The organism is Psychrobacillus sp. Z16_25, from assembly GCF_056856695.1.
Map to the genome: position 1 here is coordinate 379,655 of NZ_JBXEOV010000001.1, position 15,719 is coordinate 395,373.

Here is a 15,719-nt window from a genome sequence, read left to right on the forward strand (position 1 = left end):
TATACATCATCTAAGCATTTTGTTTCTGCGGCTACTATTGTACTCAACGATCAAAATGAACTTTTATTAATTAAAGGGCCTGATAGAGGCTGGGAAATGCCAGGGGGAATCGTAGAAGTAGGGGAATCGCTGAAAGATGCAGCAATAAGGGAGACGAAAGAGGAGTCTGGTATCGATATTGAGGTTCTTAAATTCTGCGGGGTGTTTCAAAATGTGAATAAATCCATCTGTAATACGCTTTTTTTAGCGAAGCCCATTGGTGGCGAATTAACCACTTCACCTGAAAATATAGAAGTGGGCTTTTTCCCTGTTGAACAGGCTTTACAGATGATCACCATTGAAAACTTTAGAAAAAGAGTCGAGTACTGTCTAGATAGTAGCAAACACCCTTTTTATGTGGAGTTTTAATTGACATATTTAACATGGAAATGAAATTCTTTATTTCGTCTGTCGATTTTGTCTTTTTCAATTCGTCGTATGTATATAGAGACCGAGCATGAAAGGTTTCTAATAAAGGATAGGGAGGAATTGTTATGCTATTTATGCTAATTGTGAAAGCTTCACAGAATTCTGAAGGCGGGAATCTCCCGCCACAGGAGCTTAACGAGGCGATGAGTAATTTTAATGAGGACTTAGTAAAGGCAGGGGTTCGGGTTACGGCGAAAGGGCTATATCCAAGTGCGAATGGGATTCGTATTTCATTTCCGAAACCAGGTGAAAAGCCCGTCGTGATGGATGGTCCATTTACCGAAACGAAAGAAATAATTGCTGGATTCATATTAATTGATGTGAAATCGAGGGAGGAAGCCATTGAGTGGGCAATGAGGATGCCAGACCCTCAAGGATTCGGAGAAGGGCAAATTGAAGTACGTCAGGTGGTTGAAGACATGGAGAGTTTTGCAAAAGAGACAGCTAAATTACGTGAGAAATCTCAGCAAGAGAAGCTATAGTGACAACCTCTGAAACCCATCGTACGATTGAAGGAATCTGGACAATCGAAGCGCCGAAAATTATAGCTAGTGTTACACGTATTGTTCAGGATATCGGGATTGCGGAGGACTTGGCACACGAAGCATTAATCGTTGCGCTTGAAAAATGGCCAAAGTCAGGCATTCCGGACAAACCAGGAGCCTGGCTAATGACTGTGGCCAAAAGACGGGCGATTGATTTTCTACGTCGAAATAAATTGCGAAATCAGAAATATGAGGTACTCGGTTTGAGCATGGACCCCACTTGGAGTTCTGACTTTGAAAGTAGTGAGGAGGAGATTGATGATGATCTCCTTCGCCTTATCTTTACCACTTGTCATCCGGTTCTTTCCCGAGAAGCTAGAGTAGCTCTAACGCTTAAGGTGCTTTGTGGATTAAAGACTGATGAAATTGCACGAGCATTCCTTGTCTCAGAATCCACGATTGCACAACGAATAGTGAGGGCAAAGCGTACACTTTCTGTTTCTAAGATACCTTTTGAAATCCCAGGCGGACATGAGCTTTCGGAAAGGTTGTCAGCAGTTCTAGATGTCATTTATTTATTGTTCAATGAAGGATACGCTGCAAAAGCCGGTCAGAACTTGATTAAACCAATACTGTGCAATGAAGCAATTCGTCTTGGTAGGATATTGGCAGAGCTTATGCCTGATGAACCGGAAGTGCATGGTCTCCTTGCACTGATGGAAATCCAGGTCTCTCGCTTCAAAGCACGGATTGGACCATCGGGAGAGCCGATATTACTTCAAGACCAGAATAGAGCGTTGTGGGATCACCTTTTCATTCAACGTGGATTATCTAGCCTCAAGAGGGTAGAGGAAATCGGGGCTGGTTATGGTCCATATTCTCTACAGGCTGCTATCGCTGCATGTCATGCTAGAGCAAAAACCTCAGAAGAAACGGATTGGGAAGAAATATCCGCATTATACGATGCCCTCGCACAGGTAGTACCTTCTCCTGTAGTGAAATTGAATCGCGCCGTTGCATATTCGATGGCTTACGGACCAGCTACAGGATTGAAAATGGTGGGTGCATTGGAAGATGATCTGTCCTTGAAAAATTATTATTTATTACCAGCTGTTCATGGGGACTTGCTTGCAAAGCTAGAGCGAGTGGAGGAAGCGAGAGTTGAGTTCACTCGAGCTGCATCGCTTACACAGAATGAACGGGAGCGTGCCTTTCTTCTAAAACGAGCAGCAGAATGTGATATTATTGCAAACCATCTGAAGAGAGATTTTTGACTCACTTCAGATGGTTTTTTATAATCCCTTTTTATAAAAGGCTGTTTTCGTAAGGATTGTTGCTAATGCCATAAAAAAGAGACAGCTTTTATTGCTGTCTCAGTTGTTTAACTAAAGCCTTCGTAAGTTCAATAAAGTTTATATTCGTTTCCTTTATTGATTCTTTATTACTTCGTCTACATAGTTTAAAAGAGTTTTATATTTAGACTTACCATTAAGATATTGTACAGTTTCATAAATTGGACATATCACTTTGTCTAATTTTTTTGAGTAAAGAACACTTTCATTTTTTACACTTGCCATATAGTTATTTAAATGAACTGTATTTTCTTGTATAGATTTAAACTCAAACCATTTATATTGCCCGTTCATATGGTTTTTAATGACTTCTCCTAGATAAACTCCGATTCTTACGGAAAAATTATCTGGATGTTCTTTTAAAAGTTGCTGTTCAAAGTCTGTATTCATTAACCTATGAGCATACTCATCAACTAAGCGAACACTTTCTAACGAAAAATTCAAATTATCTTTTGTGAGGTTTTCTTGGTCCCATTTTTCAGGTGATACATCTTCATATAACAATTTCGCCATAAACTTTATGTCGCTTTTAATTAATTTTCGCTTATAAAAAAACATCTATCTTTCCTCTTTCTACGAACTATATTTATTATACAGTTTATTTTCACTAACCTGCCGCTTTTGTTCAAGAAGGTACTCCCCACTCAATTGTAACGTAAGATGGATAGCAGCTTCCCTTTTTATTAAAAAGCAACAATCTTTATGAATTCAGCTAACTGATTAATGTGTTACGATAAGTGTAAGAAGAGGTGCTTTTTGGAATTTATCTTTTTAGGAGTGAACATACATGCCGTTGACTTTTGCTCACCCAGCAGCAGTTTTACCTTTTTCGAGGAATAGCAAATATATTAACTTTTTAGCGATGGTATTAGGTAGTATGTCACCTGATTTCGAGTATTTTATTAGGGGAATGCCGTCTGGTGAAATTGGTCATACATTTGTCGGATTTGTAACTTTTAATCTTCCTATCGTTATCATCGTTTATTTCATCTACCTGACATTTATCCATAAAACATTAGTTAGTCATCTACCATCAAGTTTACAGGGTCCTTATACTCCTAAAATAAATTCTACTAGGCTATTAAGGGGGGGTGTATTCTTATACTCGACGTTAATTGGAATGCTGACTCATGTAGTCTGGGATGCTTTTACTCATGTTAATGGTTTTATCGTAGAAAAATTTTCTATACTTACATACAAAGTTGTCATTTTTGATTTTCATATTCCAATTTTTAAATTTCTTCAGCATGGTAGCACAATCGTTGGTATAACTGCCATTTTCCTATTTATGTATGTCAGAGTGGCTAGGAGCAAAGGGTATCCTGAGTCAAATAAAGAGTCAAAGCAGAAATGGAGGTATTGGATTCAAATAGCTTTGTTCACCATCTGCTTGTTTTGTTTGTGGAATCTCATGGACCGAGTTGAGATTGAATCCTATGGCATACTTGTCGTAAGAATTATAGATTCAGCACTTATCAGTTTGTTTATTGTATCTCTCTATGTTAATCGTTCATTTGGTAGGAAAAGAAAAGGCTCTATTTTGGGGTAATCTTTCTTTTTTCCACGGCATATAAACTTTACCATTAAAAAGTATAGGACTGATTTCATTTGACCAAAAAGTTCAGGCTAAGATTAGTTTTTGCCGTAATAGTAATTTTTCTTCTTTTCCTATGTTATTCAGCTATTAGCATTTGGACATTTGGAAGTAAAAATCAATTAGTTAAGACAGATGTGGCTATCGTACTTGGCGCTGCTGCTTGGGATGATGAGCCCTCACCTGTTTTGCGCGAGAGGATCAACCATTCCATCTGGCTGTATAAAAATGATTATGTAGAGAAAATTATCTTTACTGGAGGCAAGGGGAAAGACGATGAATATGCAGAATCCGAGGTAGCAAGAGATTATGCGATAAAAAACGATATTCCTGCAGAAGATATTCTGATTGAGACGCAATCAAATATAACAGAAGAAAATCTAACGTATGCTTATGAAATTGCGAAGGAAGAAAACTTGCACACTTTTACTATTGTAAGTGACCCTTTACATATGAAAAGAGCAATTTTAATTGCAAAGAGTATTGGAATGGAGGAGGCATATTCATCTCCTACTCAAACCTCGGTATATAAGACTTTAAATAGTAAGTTGCCTTTCTTCTTTCGAGAACTGTTCTTTTATATAGGTTATATCTTTACTTTGCCATTTAGATAATTGTTGAGGCAGGGTTAGACTTGCACCATTTAATAAAAGAGAATGGTACTAAACTATTTTTTATGTTTATTACACTTTCTTTTTATGGGACTCTTATCTAAATTTACTTTTTAGAAGTTAACATTAGTGGTTCGTAGCAGTGCCGATGACTCCTGCGGGAAAAGCAAATTTATTTGCGACGAAAGCGGAGCGACAGGAGCACCGAGCGTATGCACCCGGACTGAGCGACAGCGAGGGAGTTAAGGAAGGAAAACTAAAAGCGTCACATCCTGTGACAACGTTTTCCTGACCAACATCCTGTTGGCCTCCGCTCCAAGCGTCCGGCACAGCGGAGAACCAAGTGTGTTAGAAGTAAGAAAGCACAACGATTTAATTAATAATCTTAACCGTTTGTGCTTTGAAATTATTTCGTCCTACCCTCATACTAACAACCCTATTTACTGAGTTAAACAAAAAAAGACTGGAACATGATTTGCTCCAATCTAAATTGCTTGAACCTATTCAAACTTTAATGCGTCGCCTTCGAAGGATTCCTCTGCTACTTTAATAGAATCTGTTGGGCAGCCTTCGAATGCATCTTCCATATCCTCTAGCAGTTCCTCTGGCACTTCAGCTGTACCCATGTTATCATCAAGAATAACGAAAGCGATGCCTTCATCATCGTAGTCATATATATCAGGGGCTGCAGCACCACAAGCGCCACATGCGATACATGTATCCTTATCTACTATCGTGTATTTTGCCATTATCTATTCTCTCCTTTAATTATCTGCTTCCTCGAATTAGCTATCGTATTCATTCTAAAGATGTTTGCATCACTTTTCAACAAAAATACTTTATTATTGTGAGGTATTTCAATTGTATTTTAGCCAACTATTACTATATATCATCCAAAAGTTTAATGGAGAAAGGTCTTTCACAGCTCCTTATTATCTATTAAAAGGGAAGAAGTCAGGACAAACGATGCAGGACGTGACGTATTTTCAATTACATTCCTTTTTTGCTATTTATTCAAATTTAAAGAAGGATGAATACGATTTACTAATCTTTGCCTTGCAGGCGGAAGGGTTAGTGGAAATAAACGAGGGGATCCCATTCCTTACGGCAAAGGGAAAGGAACGAATAGAGGGCTTTCAAGCACCGGCTTTTGATGGCTGGGGGTTAAGAGGGAATGAGATTGTCTTTTGGAGAAGATTAGAGCTGGTTGTACAAACTATCTCCCACTTTTATGCTGGAGAATCGAAGTTTATCCCGAATCAGAAGGATATCGCGGTACAGCAATTCGTCCGAAACTATCTGAGAGGAAAAGAATATCAAGCTCCTGCATTTGCAGAAGCCTTTAAAGGGCAGCTGTTTCATCTACTGGAAGCATCTCCTTTAACAGACGAGCAGAGAACGTTATTTGTCTATCGATTGAGTGGCTATAAGACTAGCGGACTTACCTGGGACCAGCTAGCCTCCGAGTATAACAGCTTGGTGCATGATGTGAAGCTGCAATTTATCGAGGTATTGCATGTGCTACTTCGCTTCCTAAATAAACAGGATCATCCAGATATCTATCCGTTAGCTGATGGAATATTCATCAAGACGCCGCTCACCGACTCTGCATATCGAACGAGCCTGCTATTAGAGAAGGGCTACACATTAGAGCAGGTTGCTGCGGCTAGGAACTTAAAGGTGAATACGATTGAGGATCATCTGATTGAGATAGCTTCTGCGAATCCTTCCTTTTCTGTAGAAAACTATATAAACAGCGAACAGATGAGCAAAGTTTGGGAGGTCTCGAAAAGCTTGCATACGAAAAAGCTGAGACTCATAAAGGAGCAGCTTCCCGAGCTTAGTTATTTTATGATTCGACTAGCTTTATCAAAAGGAGGGCAGGCAGATGGATAAACTGACACAAGTGCTACAGCAAAAATTTGGTTACGAAAGCTTTCGAGAAGGACAGCGAGAAGTAATTGAAAAGCTTTTAGAAAAACGTGATGTGGTAGCTATTCTCCCTACTGGAATGGGTAAATCGTTGTTATATCAGCTCCCAGGTTATCTGACGGAGGGCTCTGTGTTCATTATTTCGCCCTTATTATCCTTGATGCAGGACCAAGTGGAACAGCTGAAAATGATGGGGGAAAAGCGAGTGATTGCGATAAATTCTTTTCTATCTTTTGAAGAGAAGGAGCGAGCAATCCAGCGCCTATCGACCTATAAATATATTTTCACCTCCCCGGAGATGCTGCAAAATGAGCGCTTCCATCAAGCGCTTAGACGGATTTCTATTTCCTTTATTGTAGCTGACGAGGCGCACTGTATTTCTCAGTGGGGCTTTGATTTCCGTCCGGATTATTTGAGGATTTCGAAATGGTTGATGGAGCAGGAAAACACCCCGGTGCTGGCATTAACTGCAACAGCGACTGCAGAGGTTCTTACAGATATTGAAAAGACGCTGTTAATGAAAGACGTATTTCATTATATCCATTCACTGGATCGTCCTTCTATTTATTATGAATCACAAAAAGTAGAAAACCATCAGGAAAAGGTGACGTGGATCATTAACCGAGTATCTTCCACGGCTGGGCCAGGAATTATTTATACTCAATCTAGAAAGAAAGCGGAGCTGTATGCACAGGAGCTAAGGCAAAGAGGAATAAATGCAGCCTATTATCACGCGAAAATGGAGCAGGATGATCGTATACTGATTCAGCAACAATTCCAGCAGGGAGAGCTGGAATGGATCTGTGCAACGAACGCATTTGGCATGGGGATACATAAAGCAAATATTCGACAGGTCATCCATGATCATATACCGACTAGCATTGCGGGGTATATGCAAGAAATAGGGAGGGCCGCACGGGATGGGAAGCAATCAATTGCCTCTATCCTATACCATTCCTCGGATGTAGAGCAGGCATATTATGTTGCCACGCAGGATTATCCGGAAAAGGAATTGATCCACCTGGCTTTTCATTCCAACGAAGAGATTCAGCTGCCAGAAACTACTCAAAGGATACTCGACTATTGGAAGGAGCAGTTATCTGAGCAAGAAACAATCGACCTTTTCCAAAGTATTCGCCAAAAAAAGTGGACAGAAATAGAACGGCTATACAAGCTACTGGAAAATGATAGATGTATAAGAGAGCAGCTAGTCGATTTCTTTGGACAACAGTTAAAGGATAAGCCTCCGCTCTGTTGCTCGAAATGTGGTGGACAGCTAGACGAAATGTTCGTGGGCTTCTCATCAACAAAATCTGTTTCTGTCGAATTAAACTGGAAAAACAGGCTGGATAGACTACTTTAGTATTTTTGGTACGTTTACTTTTTCAACAGAATTCGGCATAATATTAGTAGAATAGTGGAAGAATGGAGCATTTAAAATGAATCAAGAAGACTATCAGAAAAAAATAGAGGAGCATAGACAGTCAATTGGCGCAGATGAAGAGCAAGAGCTGAGACGTAGCAGAAGAACAAAGAACGCAAAGAAAAAAGCGAGAAAATCAAAGAATCTTCTTATCCCCAGCTTGTTTTTTATCTTCATCATGATTCCTGTAGGGATGTTTGTGTATGTACAGTTTTTCTACAGTCCGGAAATACCAGAGCAAACGGAGGTAGGCATAATTACGCTTGAAACAAAGCCTATAACAAATGGTCTGGATGAAAGTAAGCAAGAAGAAGAGGAGTCTACGGAGAAAGTGGAAAACTCGGAACAGCCAGATACTTCTCAAACAGAGCAGCCGACAAGTCCTCCTGCGGAAGTAGACAAGCCAGAAACAACAGAAAAACCTAAGGAAGAACCAAAAGAGGAACCAAAAGAAGAACCCCAAGAGATAGAAAAACCAGTAGAAACCAAATCACATGTAGTACAACCAGGAGAAACACTTTTCCGAATTGCAATGAATTATTATGACAATCCTAGTGCTGTAGAAAAAATAAAAGCGGCTAACGGGCTCTCTTCAAATGAAATATCAGCTGGACAAAAATTAATTTTGCCATAGGAAAAAAGTAGAAGGATATTTCAGATTGCTAGAGAATATATAAATATATAAGTTCTGGAAGAGGTGTTTATATATGTTTGTAAAAAGTGTGATGATTCCCAAGGAAAAATGTTTAACTATTCATACAGATGCATCTGTCCTAGATGCTATTCATGAACTGGAAGCAAAGGAGATTGACGCCTTACCGATTGTTGAAAACGGAGTATATAAAGGTATGTTTAACAAATATCTTTTATATAAAGCTTACTTTTACAGTGATTTAGATAAACAAACATTTCTTGAGCAAACAAAAGTGTCCGATATAGCGATTCGAGAGGACGTCCATGTACATCTGGGAGACGTATTTGAGGATACGTTTATGAAGCTATATGACTTTCCGATACTGGCAGTAGTAGAGGATGGGAAGTTCCTTGGATTGGTTACTCGTTATGATACGATCACGCAATTTAAGAGTGCATTTGGTATGAATTCAAAAGGAACTCGCATTACGTTTACTTCTGTGGAAACAGAGGGTAGAATCTTGAAAATGTCCGATGTACTGCATAAGTATCATACGTCGGTTATTTCCTTAGTAACCTTTGATGAAACGGATAAGCTTGTGCGTCGAATTGTCGTGAAGATTGATAATACACAAAAGGTTGATCGTATTATTCAGGATTTAGAAAAATCCGGATTTAGAGTGTTACATATTGAAAAAGATGAATAGGTTGCTTAATATTAAGGAATAGATGGGCAGGGATGATTCCCTGTCTTTTTGTATGGAATTGGGAGGAAAGCACATGCCATATATACTTCTGCTCGTTTTGATAGCGGGGATCTGCTTGTTACTATTCATGCTGAGATTAGCTTTTCAAGTGAATATCGTGGAGCATGAGTTAGCTATAGAAGGGATGAAAAATGGAGAAGAACTGCATATCTTCTTTATTTCTGATATACATCGTAGAGCGATTTCGGAAAAAATGATTCACCAGCTTGCGGGGAAGGTAGATGTCGTGATTATCGGTGGAGACCTTACAGAAAAAGGAGTACCGTTAAGTAGGACAGCAAATAATATTATGCAGCTATCGAAGCTTGGCACCGTTTTTTATGTATATGGGAATAATGATCGGGAAGTTGGAGCTGAGTCCTTAAGAAATCTTTTATTAGAGCATGGAGTACATATTTTAACAAATGATTCTATCCGATTGCCTGATTTCACTACATCCATCCGCATCGTTGGAATAAATGATGGGTTTAATGGTAACGTAGATATGAAGCGTGCTTTCTCAAAAGTCAGTGCGGATGATGTGATTATCTTTGTATCTCACGCACCTCAGTATTTTCCAGGAGCAAAAAACATGATACAGCCGCATCTATTGTTGGCTGGTCATTTACATGGGGGACAAATTCGTTTAGGACCACTTGGATTATATGAGAAGGGATCTTACCGATTGAAAGAGGATTATGCGGAATTGATAAGTAACGGCTTTGGCACAACTGGTGTCCCTTTTCGCTTAGGTGCGAAGGCAGAGTGTCATTTGATTACGTTAAAGTGAAACTTTGATTGGTGGGGGGTTCTTTCCTCCCCCACCAATCATTAGTTGAACCGATCGGGCTTTTAGGGACAGTTGATCACCCACGTAGCTGTCTCATTTCTTTTGCCAACTTGAAGTGGGAGTCTTACTGTCCCTTAATGCGGGATAAGATGCAAAGAAGAAAAGGAGTTTTGAAAGTGGAGCAACTAGATGTACTAATTGTAGGGGGAGGTCCTTGTGGACTGTCAGTAGCGATTGCAGCTCAAGAGAAAGGTCTAAATGCATTGGTAATTGAGAAGGGGAATATCGTAGAGTCCATCTACAACTATCCTACTCATCAAACCTTTTTTAGTACGAGCGAGAAGCTATCCATTGGGGATGTTCCTTTTATTGTAGAAGAAAGAAAACCAAGAAGAAACCAGGCACTTGTCTACTACCGTGATGTTGTACGTAGAAAGCAGCTGCGCGTGAATACATATGAGCTAGTTCAAAAAGTAGAGAAGCAAGACGGGCATTTTATTATCACGACAAGTAAGGATACCTACCTTGCGAAGAATGTAGTAATTGCGACTGGTTACTATGACCACCCAAATTATATGGGCATCCCAGGCGAAGATCTTCCAAAGGTGTTTCATTATTTTAAAGAGGGTCATCCGTACTTTAATCAGCATGTGCTGGTTATTGGCGGGAAGAACTCTGCAATTGATGCGGCGTTAGAGCTTCACAAGGCTGGAGCTTATGTAACAGTTGTCTACCGTGGCAGCGAATACTCTAAGAGCATCAAGCCATGGATTTTGCCAGAGTTTGACTCACTTGCTCGCAGTGGAGAAATCACGATGAATTTTGAAACGAATGTCTTATCCATTGAGGAGGGCTTTGTTACACTAAGAGGTCCGGAAGGCGTATACCGCTTGGAAAATGATTTTGTTTTTGCTATGACAGGCTATCATCCGAATCACTCCTTTTTAAAAGCCATGGGAGTTGGAATTGAGGAGGCAACGGGAAGGCCTGTTCATGATGCAGAGACGATGGAAACGAATGTAGAAGGTATTTTTATAGCAGGAGTTATTGCTGCTGGGAATAATGCAAACGAAATTTTTATCGAGAACGGTCGATTCCACGGGGGACAAATTGTAGAAGCAATAGTTTCAAAAGAGAAATAAGGTTTCATTGAAAGACCCACACACGCGTATGGATAGACTACGCGTGTGTGGGTTTTGTATTTTGCTCGTTCATATTTTGGGGGCAAGAAAACGAGGTGGATCTGTTTTCTTCATCATGTACATAGTGATTCTATATTTCACACATAAAGGAAATCGATTGTGTCACATGTCAATGCTTGCAGTGACATATAAATATGTGGGGAAAACAAAACTTTTTTACGCATACCTATGTATAAATAATTGTAAGCTGTAACCAGTATATTCGTTCAAATCACTTGGACGATTCTTCGTAACGGCTAGCGGTTGACGTTCTTTTGAGGATATATATAGTGGAGGTGATAGGTTGACTGGTTTACTGCTTTTCGTTGGTTTCTTTGCCTGTTTGTTCGTTTTAGGTTCACTGATTTTTGTATTACTCTCTAAAAAGACCAAATCTAACAGATAATAGCAGTTCGCCATAAATATAAAAAGGAGCACCTCCGACTCTCATGAGCGGGTGCTTCCTTGTCATTTGTTTAACTTTTTTATTCACAGGGAAATTCCTTTATTCCTCTGGAAATAGCTCTTCCAATGCTGTTTGAGGATTTGCGTGGTTCAAGGCAATCAATAAAGCCAATCTTGCTTTTTGACCGTTTAATCCTTTACCGAAGAGGACTCCTTTTTCTTTTAGCACTTTTCCGCCACCCATATATCCGTATACATCTTGTGCAATTCCATTAAAGCATCTTGAAACGAGGACGATTGGTATCCCTTTTTCGATGATGTCTTGGATGATGGGAACGAGGACAGGTGGGACGTTTCCTTGCCCCAGACCCTCTAACACGATTCCGTCATATCCTAAATGAATGACTCCCTGAAGTACGTCGGGCTCCATTCCTGCATACACCTTGAATAAGGCAATGCGTTTTTCAATAGTCTGTATAGGAAAAACAGAGCGATGATTTGGTGAGTGATGAAAGTGAACGATTGATTTGGAGACAAAGCCGATTGGTCCATATTGAGGGCTTTGGAAGGTGCTTACATTGCTGGCATGTGTTTTTGTGACATTTTCAGCTGTGTGGATTTCATCATTTAATACCACCAGAACACCTTTGCCAAAAGCTTGGTCAGTTGATGCTACTTTTATAGCAGAAACAAGGTTGTATAAACCGTCTGAGCCAATTTCATTGGCAGAGCGCATAGCACCAGTTAAGACAATCGGAATATTCGTTTTCACTGTTCTGTCTAAGAAGTAGGCAGTCTCTTCTAGAGTGTCCGTTCCGTGTGTGATAACTACGCCGTCAATTTGTTCCTTTTCCAGGAACTGTTCAATTAATTGCTTTAGCTTAAGCATTTCAAATGGCGTGATGTGAGGAGAAGGAAGATTAAATGCTTCTACTTCTATAATATCCGCAAATTGTTTCAGTTTATCTGCTTCAATTACTAATGGATTTTGTGACGATGGAACCACTGCACCTGTTTCATTATTCACTTGCATCGAAATAGTTCCACCAGTATGAATTAGTAAAATAGTTTTCATAAAAATCTCTCCCAAAATGACATTTGTACGTAATAATATTGTATAATAAAAGTAATGAAATGGAAGGAGTAGGATCATGATTGTACTACTTTCCTGTGCAATTGCACCTGCTCTTGCACTCTTAAGTTATTTTTATTTACGAAAGGAAATTGCTAAAGAGCCTTCAAGGCTATTGTTACATACTTTTATTTATGGCGCCATATTGACCTTTCCAATTTTATTTATTCAGCATGTTTTTACAGAGGAGCAGCTATTTGAGTCTTTATTCCTTCGAAATGCCATCGTAAGTAGTGTGCTAGAAGAATTTTTTAAATGGTTAGTTTTGCTGGTTGCGATTTTTAAGCATATAGAATTTGATGATCCGTATGACGGTATACTATACGGAGTGAGTGTTTCTCTAGGCTTTGCCACAGTGGAGAATATCTTATACTTAATAGCCTATGGAATGGATGAGGCCTTAATCCGTGCGTTTCTTCCAGTATCCAGCCACGCACTTTTTGGAGTGGTAATGGGATATTACTTTGGAAGAGCGAAATTCAGTACAATCTCCAAGCTGAGATACCAGCTAGTGCTAGCACTGTTTGCTCCAATATCCCTCCACATATTCTACAATGGAATTTTGACTATTGCAGGGCTTGAACTGCTGCTATTAGTTCCGTTTATGTTGTTTTTGTGGATACTTGGATTGTCAAAGGTGAAGAAAGCACATATATTATCTAGAAAAAATAGATACCTACAGCATGAATATTATATGAGAGAAGAAATCTAGCCAAGTGCTAGATTTTTTTTGTATATTCTAGCCATTTTAGTAGCAAGCTACGGGAAAAGGAGAGGTGTCTAATGAAGCGAATAACATACATCTTATTAAGCTTGGTAGTTTGTACTGCCGGTTACTTTTTCTTTGTAAAGGATGAGCCCACTCAAGCATTCTCTGAACAGGTTTTACAGAGGGGCGCATTTGGCGATGATGTCATCGAGCTTCAGGCAAGGCTACAGTACATCGGCTTTTATCATGGACAGATTGATGGGCAATTTGGATATGGTACCTATTGGGCTTTGCGAAACTTCCAAGAGCAATATGGGCTTCCTGTTGACGGCCTTTTGGGCGGTAAAACGAAACAAAAACTAGTCAGCGTATCCGATTATAACAAAGAATTTGTACACAACCAAATAAACAAGGGAAATAGCTTCACGCATTATGGAGGCAAAAGCTTAGAGTCACAAGTTAAAAATAATAATACGGCAAAACCAGCTAACAATAAAAATAACAGCTATCAGCTACCGCCGAAATATTCGGAGAAGGATCTTCAATTGATTGCCAATGCTGTCTACGGAGAAGCTCGTGGTGAGCCTTACGAAGGGCAGGTTGCCGTAGCAGCCGTGATTTTAAACCGAGTAGAACATCCTGACTTTCCAAATACAATTAGTGAGGTAATCTTTCAACCGCTAGCTTTTACAGCTGTTGCAGATGGACAAATTTGGCTGGAGCCGAATGAAAGGGCAAAAGAGGCTGTCTTAGATGCTCTAAATGGTTGGGATCCTACTGAAAATGCCATCTACTATTTCAACCCTGAAACCGCAACAAGTGAGTGGATATGGTCACGACCTCAGATTAAGACAATCGGAAAGCACATATTTTGTTCATAAGGAGTTCATATGAAAAAAACTACATGGATTATAGGAATAGCGGCACTTGCTGTATTTATTGTATATCATTTCACTGTACAAGAGAGAAATACCAAGCTTGAAAATATGCTGGCAGTACAATACGCTAATCAGTTGACCTCTGCTTCTGAAAAGTTAACAGAGCTTAGCGACTCGATTGATGAAACATTGATATTTCAAGACCGTACATCCTTAGACAAGTCATTAGAGGATGTTTGGCGTATCTCTTCCGATATAAGAACGTCCATCGCTGCACTTCCAATTGACAATGAGGCAACAGCAGCTTGGATGAATTATCTAACGAGAATCGGCAATGGGGCTTCTCAAGTTAGACAAGGTAAAATTCCTGTGGAAGAGTGGCAAAAGAACATGGCAGCTGCAAGAGAAAATCTTCGGTCTCTATCTGAACAGTGGTCATTTGCCAATAACCAGGGATATAACAAAGATTATATCGTGAATTCGTTCGTAAACAATAAAGTAAGTGAAGATCATCAAAAGAACTGGTCCAATCTAGGAAATTCAGTTAAAAGCTATACAGAAAGTGATTTTCCAATGACAGCAAGTGAAACGGACCGACAAAAGAAGCGGGATCTGGCTCATTTAACGGAAAAAGAAATTTCGGTGGAAGAGGTTAAGAAAAAATTTATAGAAGCGTTTCCAGAGTTGAAACATGCAAAAATCCATATCACAGAAAGCTCTGAAAACGCTGCCTATCCGTTTTATCATGTCAAATTCCATGAGGGAATTCGTATCGGCTATGCTGATTTTACTAAAAAAGGCGGTCACTTATTATCGTTTTTATTAGAACGACCTTTTGAAGATAAGACCATAAGTGTAGAGCAAATGAAGGAAAAAGCAATACAGTACACGAAAACACTAGGTTATAGTGATACAGAGCTAGTAGAATTTCGTGAAAATAACATAGCTTGGCATCTATCCTTTGCTAGGAAGGATCCAAAAACAAATGCCCTTGTCTATGCAGACGGTATCCAGCTAAAGGTTGCAAAGGATACTGGAGAGCTGTTGGGTCTAAATGCAATGGAATATATACAGGAAGAAAAGCTGGGCAATCAAAAAATTGTTCCTTTAAACTTCCAAGATAAATTTTCTGACGATTTAAAAATTGAGGAAGAAAAACTCGCTTATGTAGAAAATGATCAGCTAATTCAAAGGCTTGCCTATGAGTTATTATTAAGAAGTGATCGAATTGGTACCTATAAAGTGTATATTGACACAGAAACTCATGATGTTATACAAACAGAAAAGCTGCCATAATACTAGCAGGGAAAAAGTCGGGGTAGAAACTACCTTGGCATTTCCCTAATAGTTCTAAAACAACTTTCGAAATACTTAAAAGTT

The 15,719-nt window shown here is 39.3% G+C and carries 17 protein-coding genes and 1 pseudogene; 14 read left to right on the forward strand and 4 right to left on the reverse strand.

Going from position 1 to position 15,719, the window contains the following annotated elements; translation table 11 throughout:
* Positions 1-6: 6 nt before the first annotated feature.
* The 3 genes and pseudogenes from AC1VU3_RS01885 to AC1VU3_RS01895 all read left to right on the forward strand — a co-directional run.
* Positions 7-408, forward strand: a pseudogene (locus tag AC1VU3_RS01885) (NUDIX hydrolase); the annotation flags it as partial.
* 125 nt (positions 409-533) lie between these two features.
* Positions 534-950 (forward strand): YciI family protein, encoded by a 417-nt coding sequence (locus AC1VU3_RS01890; RefSeq protein ID WP_482982589.1) that lies wholly within the window; start codon positions 534-536, stop codon positions 948-950.
* Positions 950-2,227, forward strand: a complete 1,278-nt coding sequence (locus AC1VU3_RS01895; RefSeq protein ID WP_482982590.1) for an RNA polymerase sigma factor — start codon at positions 950-952, stop codon at positions 2,225-2,227. The genes AC1VU3_RS01890 and AC1VU3_RS01895 overlap by 1 nt, the downstream gene beginning before the upstream one ends.
* Before the next feature lie 153 nt (positions 2,228-2,380).
* Here AC1VU3_RS01895 and AC1VU3_RS01900 read toward each other — a convergent pair whose 3' ends face one another.
* On the reverse strand, positions 2,381-2,863 hold the full coding sequence (locus AC1VU3_RS01900; protein WP_482982591.1) for a hypothetical protein: 483 nt from the start codon (positions 2,861-2,863) through the stop codon (positions 2,381-2,383).
* A 229-nt stretch (positions 2,864-3,092) separates the two neighbouring features.
* Between AC1VU3_RS01900 and AC1VU3_RS01905 the strand changes: the two genes are divergently transcribed.
* Both AC1VU3_RS01905 and AC1VU3_RS01910 read left to right on the forward strand, forming a co-directional pair.
* Positions 3,093-3,854 carry a DUF4184 family protein gene (locus AC1VU3_RS01905; RefSeq protein ID WP_482982592.1) on the forward strand — a complete coding sequence of 254 codons (762 nt, stop codon included), beginning with the start codon at positions 3,093-3,095 and terminating at the stop codon, positions 3,852-3,854.
* A 59-nt stretch (positions 3,855-3,913) separates the two neighbouring features.
* Positions 3,914-4,513 carry a YdcF family protein gene (locus AC1VU3_RS01910; protein ID WP_482982593.1) on the forward strand — a complete coding sequence of 200 codons (600 nt, stop codon included), beginning with the start codon at positions 3,914-3,916 and terminating at the stop codon, positions 4,511-4,513.
* A 497-nt stretch (positions 4,514-5,010) separates the two neighbouring features.
* Here AC1VU3_RS01910 and AC1VU3_RS01915 read toward each other — a convergent pair whose 3' ends face one another.
* Positions 5,011-5,259 carry a ferredoxin gene (locus AC1VU3_RS01915; protein ID WP_480389521.1) on the reverse strand — a complete coding sequence of 83 codons (249 nt, stop codon included), beginning with the start codon at positions 5,257-5,259 and terminating at the stop codon, positions 5,011-5,013.
* 112 nt (positions 5,260-5,371) lie between these two features.
* Between AC1VU3_RS01915 and AC1VU3_RS01920 the strand changes: the two genes are divergently transcribed.
* The 6 genes from AC1VU3_RS01920 to AC1VU3_RS01945 all read left to right on the forward strand — a co-directional run bounded on the left by AC1VU3_RS01920 (position 5,372) and on the right by AC1VU3_RS01945 (position 11,176).
* Positions 5,372-6,406: a YpbB family protein gene (locus AC1VU3_RS01920; RefSeq protein ID WP_482982594.1), complete on the forward strand. Its 1,035-nt coding sequence runs from the start codon at positions 5,372-5,374 to the stop codon at positions 6,404-6,406.
* The gene (locus AC1VU3_RS01925; protein WP_482982595.1) at positions 6,399-7,805 is read left to right on the forward strand and encodes a RecQ family ATP-dependent DNA helicase; all 1,407 of its coding nucleotides are present in this window, start codon (positions 6,399-6,401) and stop codon (positions 7,803-7,805) included. Before AC1VU3_RS01920 ends, AC1VU3_RS01925 begins: the two co-directional genes overlap by 8 nt.
* Before the next feature lie 76 nt (positions 7,806-7,881).
* Positions 7,882-8,499, forward strand: a complete 618-nt coding sequence (locus AC1VU3_RS01930) for a LysM peptidoglycan-binding domain-containing protein (protein WP_480389524.1) — start codon at positions 7,882-7,884, stop codon at positions 8,497-8,499.
* Positions 8,500-8,572: 73 nt separating this feature from the next.
* A complete protein-coding gene (locus AC1VU3_RS01935) occupies positions 8,573-9,205 on the forward strand; it encodes a CBS domain-containing protein (RefSeq protein ID WP_480389525.1) in 633 nt (210 codons plus the stop codon).
* A 73-nt stretch (positions 9,206-9,278) separates the two neighbouring features.
* Positions 9,279-10,034 (forward strand): metallophosphoesterase, encoded by a 756-nt coding sequence (locus tag AC1VU3_RS01940; protein ID WP_482982596.1) that lies wholly within the window; start codon positions 9,279-9,281, stop codon positions 10,032-10,034.
* Positions 10,035-10,210: 176 nt separating this feature from the next.
* On the forward strand, positions 10,211-11,176 hold the full coding sequence (locus tag AC1VU3_RS01945; protein ID WP_482982597.1) for a YpdA family putative bacillithiol disulfide reductase: 966 nt from the start codon (positions 10,211-10,213) through the stop codon (positions 11,174-11,176).
* Between the two features lie 216 nt (positions 11,177-11,392).
* Here AC1VU3_RS01945 and AC1VU3_RS01950 read toward each other — a convergent pair whose 3' ends face one another.
* Both AC1VU3_RS01950 and AC1VU3_RS01955 read right to left on the reverse strand, forming a co-directional pair.
* Positions 11,393-11,653, reverse strand: a complete 261-nt coding sequence (locus AC1VU3_RS01950; RefSeq protein ID WP_482982598.1) for a hypothetical protein — start codon at positions 11,651-11,653, stop codon at positions 11,393-11,395.
* 67 nt (positions 11,654-11,720) lie between these two features.
* Complete coding sequence (locus AC1VU3_RS01955; RefSeq protein WP_482982599.1) at positions 11,721-12,695, reverse strand: asparaginase; 975 nt, start codon at positions 12,693-12,695, stop codon at positions 11,721-11,723.
* 76 nt (positions 12,696-12,771) lie between these two features.
* Between AC1VU3_RS01955 and prsW the strand changes: the two genes are divergently transcribed.
* The 3 genes from prsW (at position 12,772) to AC1VU3_RS01970 (ending at position 15,635) form a co-directional block, all read left to right on the forward strand.
* Complete coding sequence (gene prsW / locus AC1VU3_RS01960) at positions 12,772-13,464, forward strand: glutamic-type intramembrane protease PrsW (protein ID WP_480389529.1); 693 nt, start codon at positions 12,772-12,774, stop codon at positions 13,462-13,464.
* Positions 13,465-13,535: 71 nt separating this feature from the next.
* Positions 13,536-14,342 carry a spore cortex-lytic enzyme gene (gene sleB, locus AC1VU3_RS01965; RefSeq protein WP_482982600.1) on the forward strand — a complete coding sequence of 269 codons (807 nt, stop codon included), beginning with the start codon at positions 13,536-13,538 and terminating at the stop codon, positions 14,340-14,342.
* 9 nt (positions 14,343-14,351) lie between these two features.
* The gene (locus AC1VU3_RS01970; RefSeq protein WP_482982601.1) at positions 14,352-15,635 is read left to right on the forward strand and encodes a PepSY1/2 domain-containing protein; all 1,284 of its coding nucleotides are present in this window, start codon (positions 14,352-14,354) and stop codon (positions 15,633-15,635) included.
* The last annotated feature ends 84 nt before the right edge of the window (positions 15,636-15,719 follow it).

Excerpts from the sequence above, each read along its gene's own strand:
- AC1VU3_RS01890 (WP_482982589.1), top strand. The coding sequence starts at position 534 with ATGCTATTTATGCTAATTGTGAAAGCTTCACAGAATTCTGAAGGCGGG.
- AC1VU3_RS01900 (WP_482982591.1), bottom strand. The coding sequence starts at position 2,863 with ATGTTTTTTTATAAGCGAAAATTAATTAAAAGCGACATAAAGTTTATG.
- AC1VU3_RS01905 (WP_482982592.1), top strand. The coding sequence starts at position 3,093 with ATGCCGTTGACTTTTGCTCACCCAGCAGCAGTTTTACCTTTTTCGAGG.
- AC1VU3_RS01915 (WP_480389521.1), bottom strand. The coding sequence starts at position 5,259 with ATGGCAAAATACACGATAGTAGATAAGGATACATGTATCGCATGTGGC.
- AC1VU3_RS01925 (WP_482982595.1), top strand. The coding sequence starts at position 6,399 with ATGGATAAACTGACACAAGTGCTACAGCAAAAATTTGGTTACGAAAGC.
- AC1VU3_RS01930 (WP_480389524.1), top strand. The coding sequence starts at position 7,882 with ATGAATCAAGAAGACTATCAGAAAAAAATAGAGGAGCATAGACAGTCA.
- AC1VU3_RS01935 (WP_480389525.1), top strand. The coding sequence starts at position 8,573 with ATGTTTGTAAAAAGTGTGATGATTCCCAAGGAAAAATGTTTAACTATT.
- AC1VU3_RS01940 (WP_482982596.1), top strand. The coding sequence starts at position 9,279 with ATGCCATATATACTTCTGCTCGTTTTGATAGCGGGGATCTGCTTGTTA.
- AC1VU3_RS01955 (WP_482982599.1), bottom strand. The coding sequence starts at position 12,695 with ATGAAAACTATTTTACTAATTCATACTGGTGGAACTATTTCGATGCAA.
- prsW (WP_480389529.1), top strand. The coding sequence starts at position 12,772 with ATGATTGTACTACTTTCCTGTGCAATTGCACCTGCTCTTGCACTCTTA.
- sleB (WP_482982600.1), top strand. The coding sequence starts at position 13,536 with ATGAAGCGAATAACATACATCTTATTAAGCTTGGTAGTTTGTACTGCC.
- AC1VU3_RS01970 (WP_482982601.1), top strand. The coding sequence starts at position 14,352 with ATGAAAAAAACTACATGGATTATAGGAATAGCGGCACTTGCTGTATTT.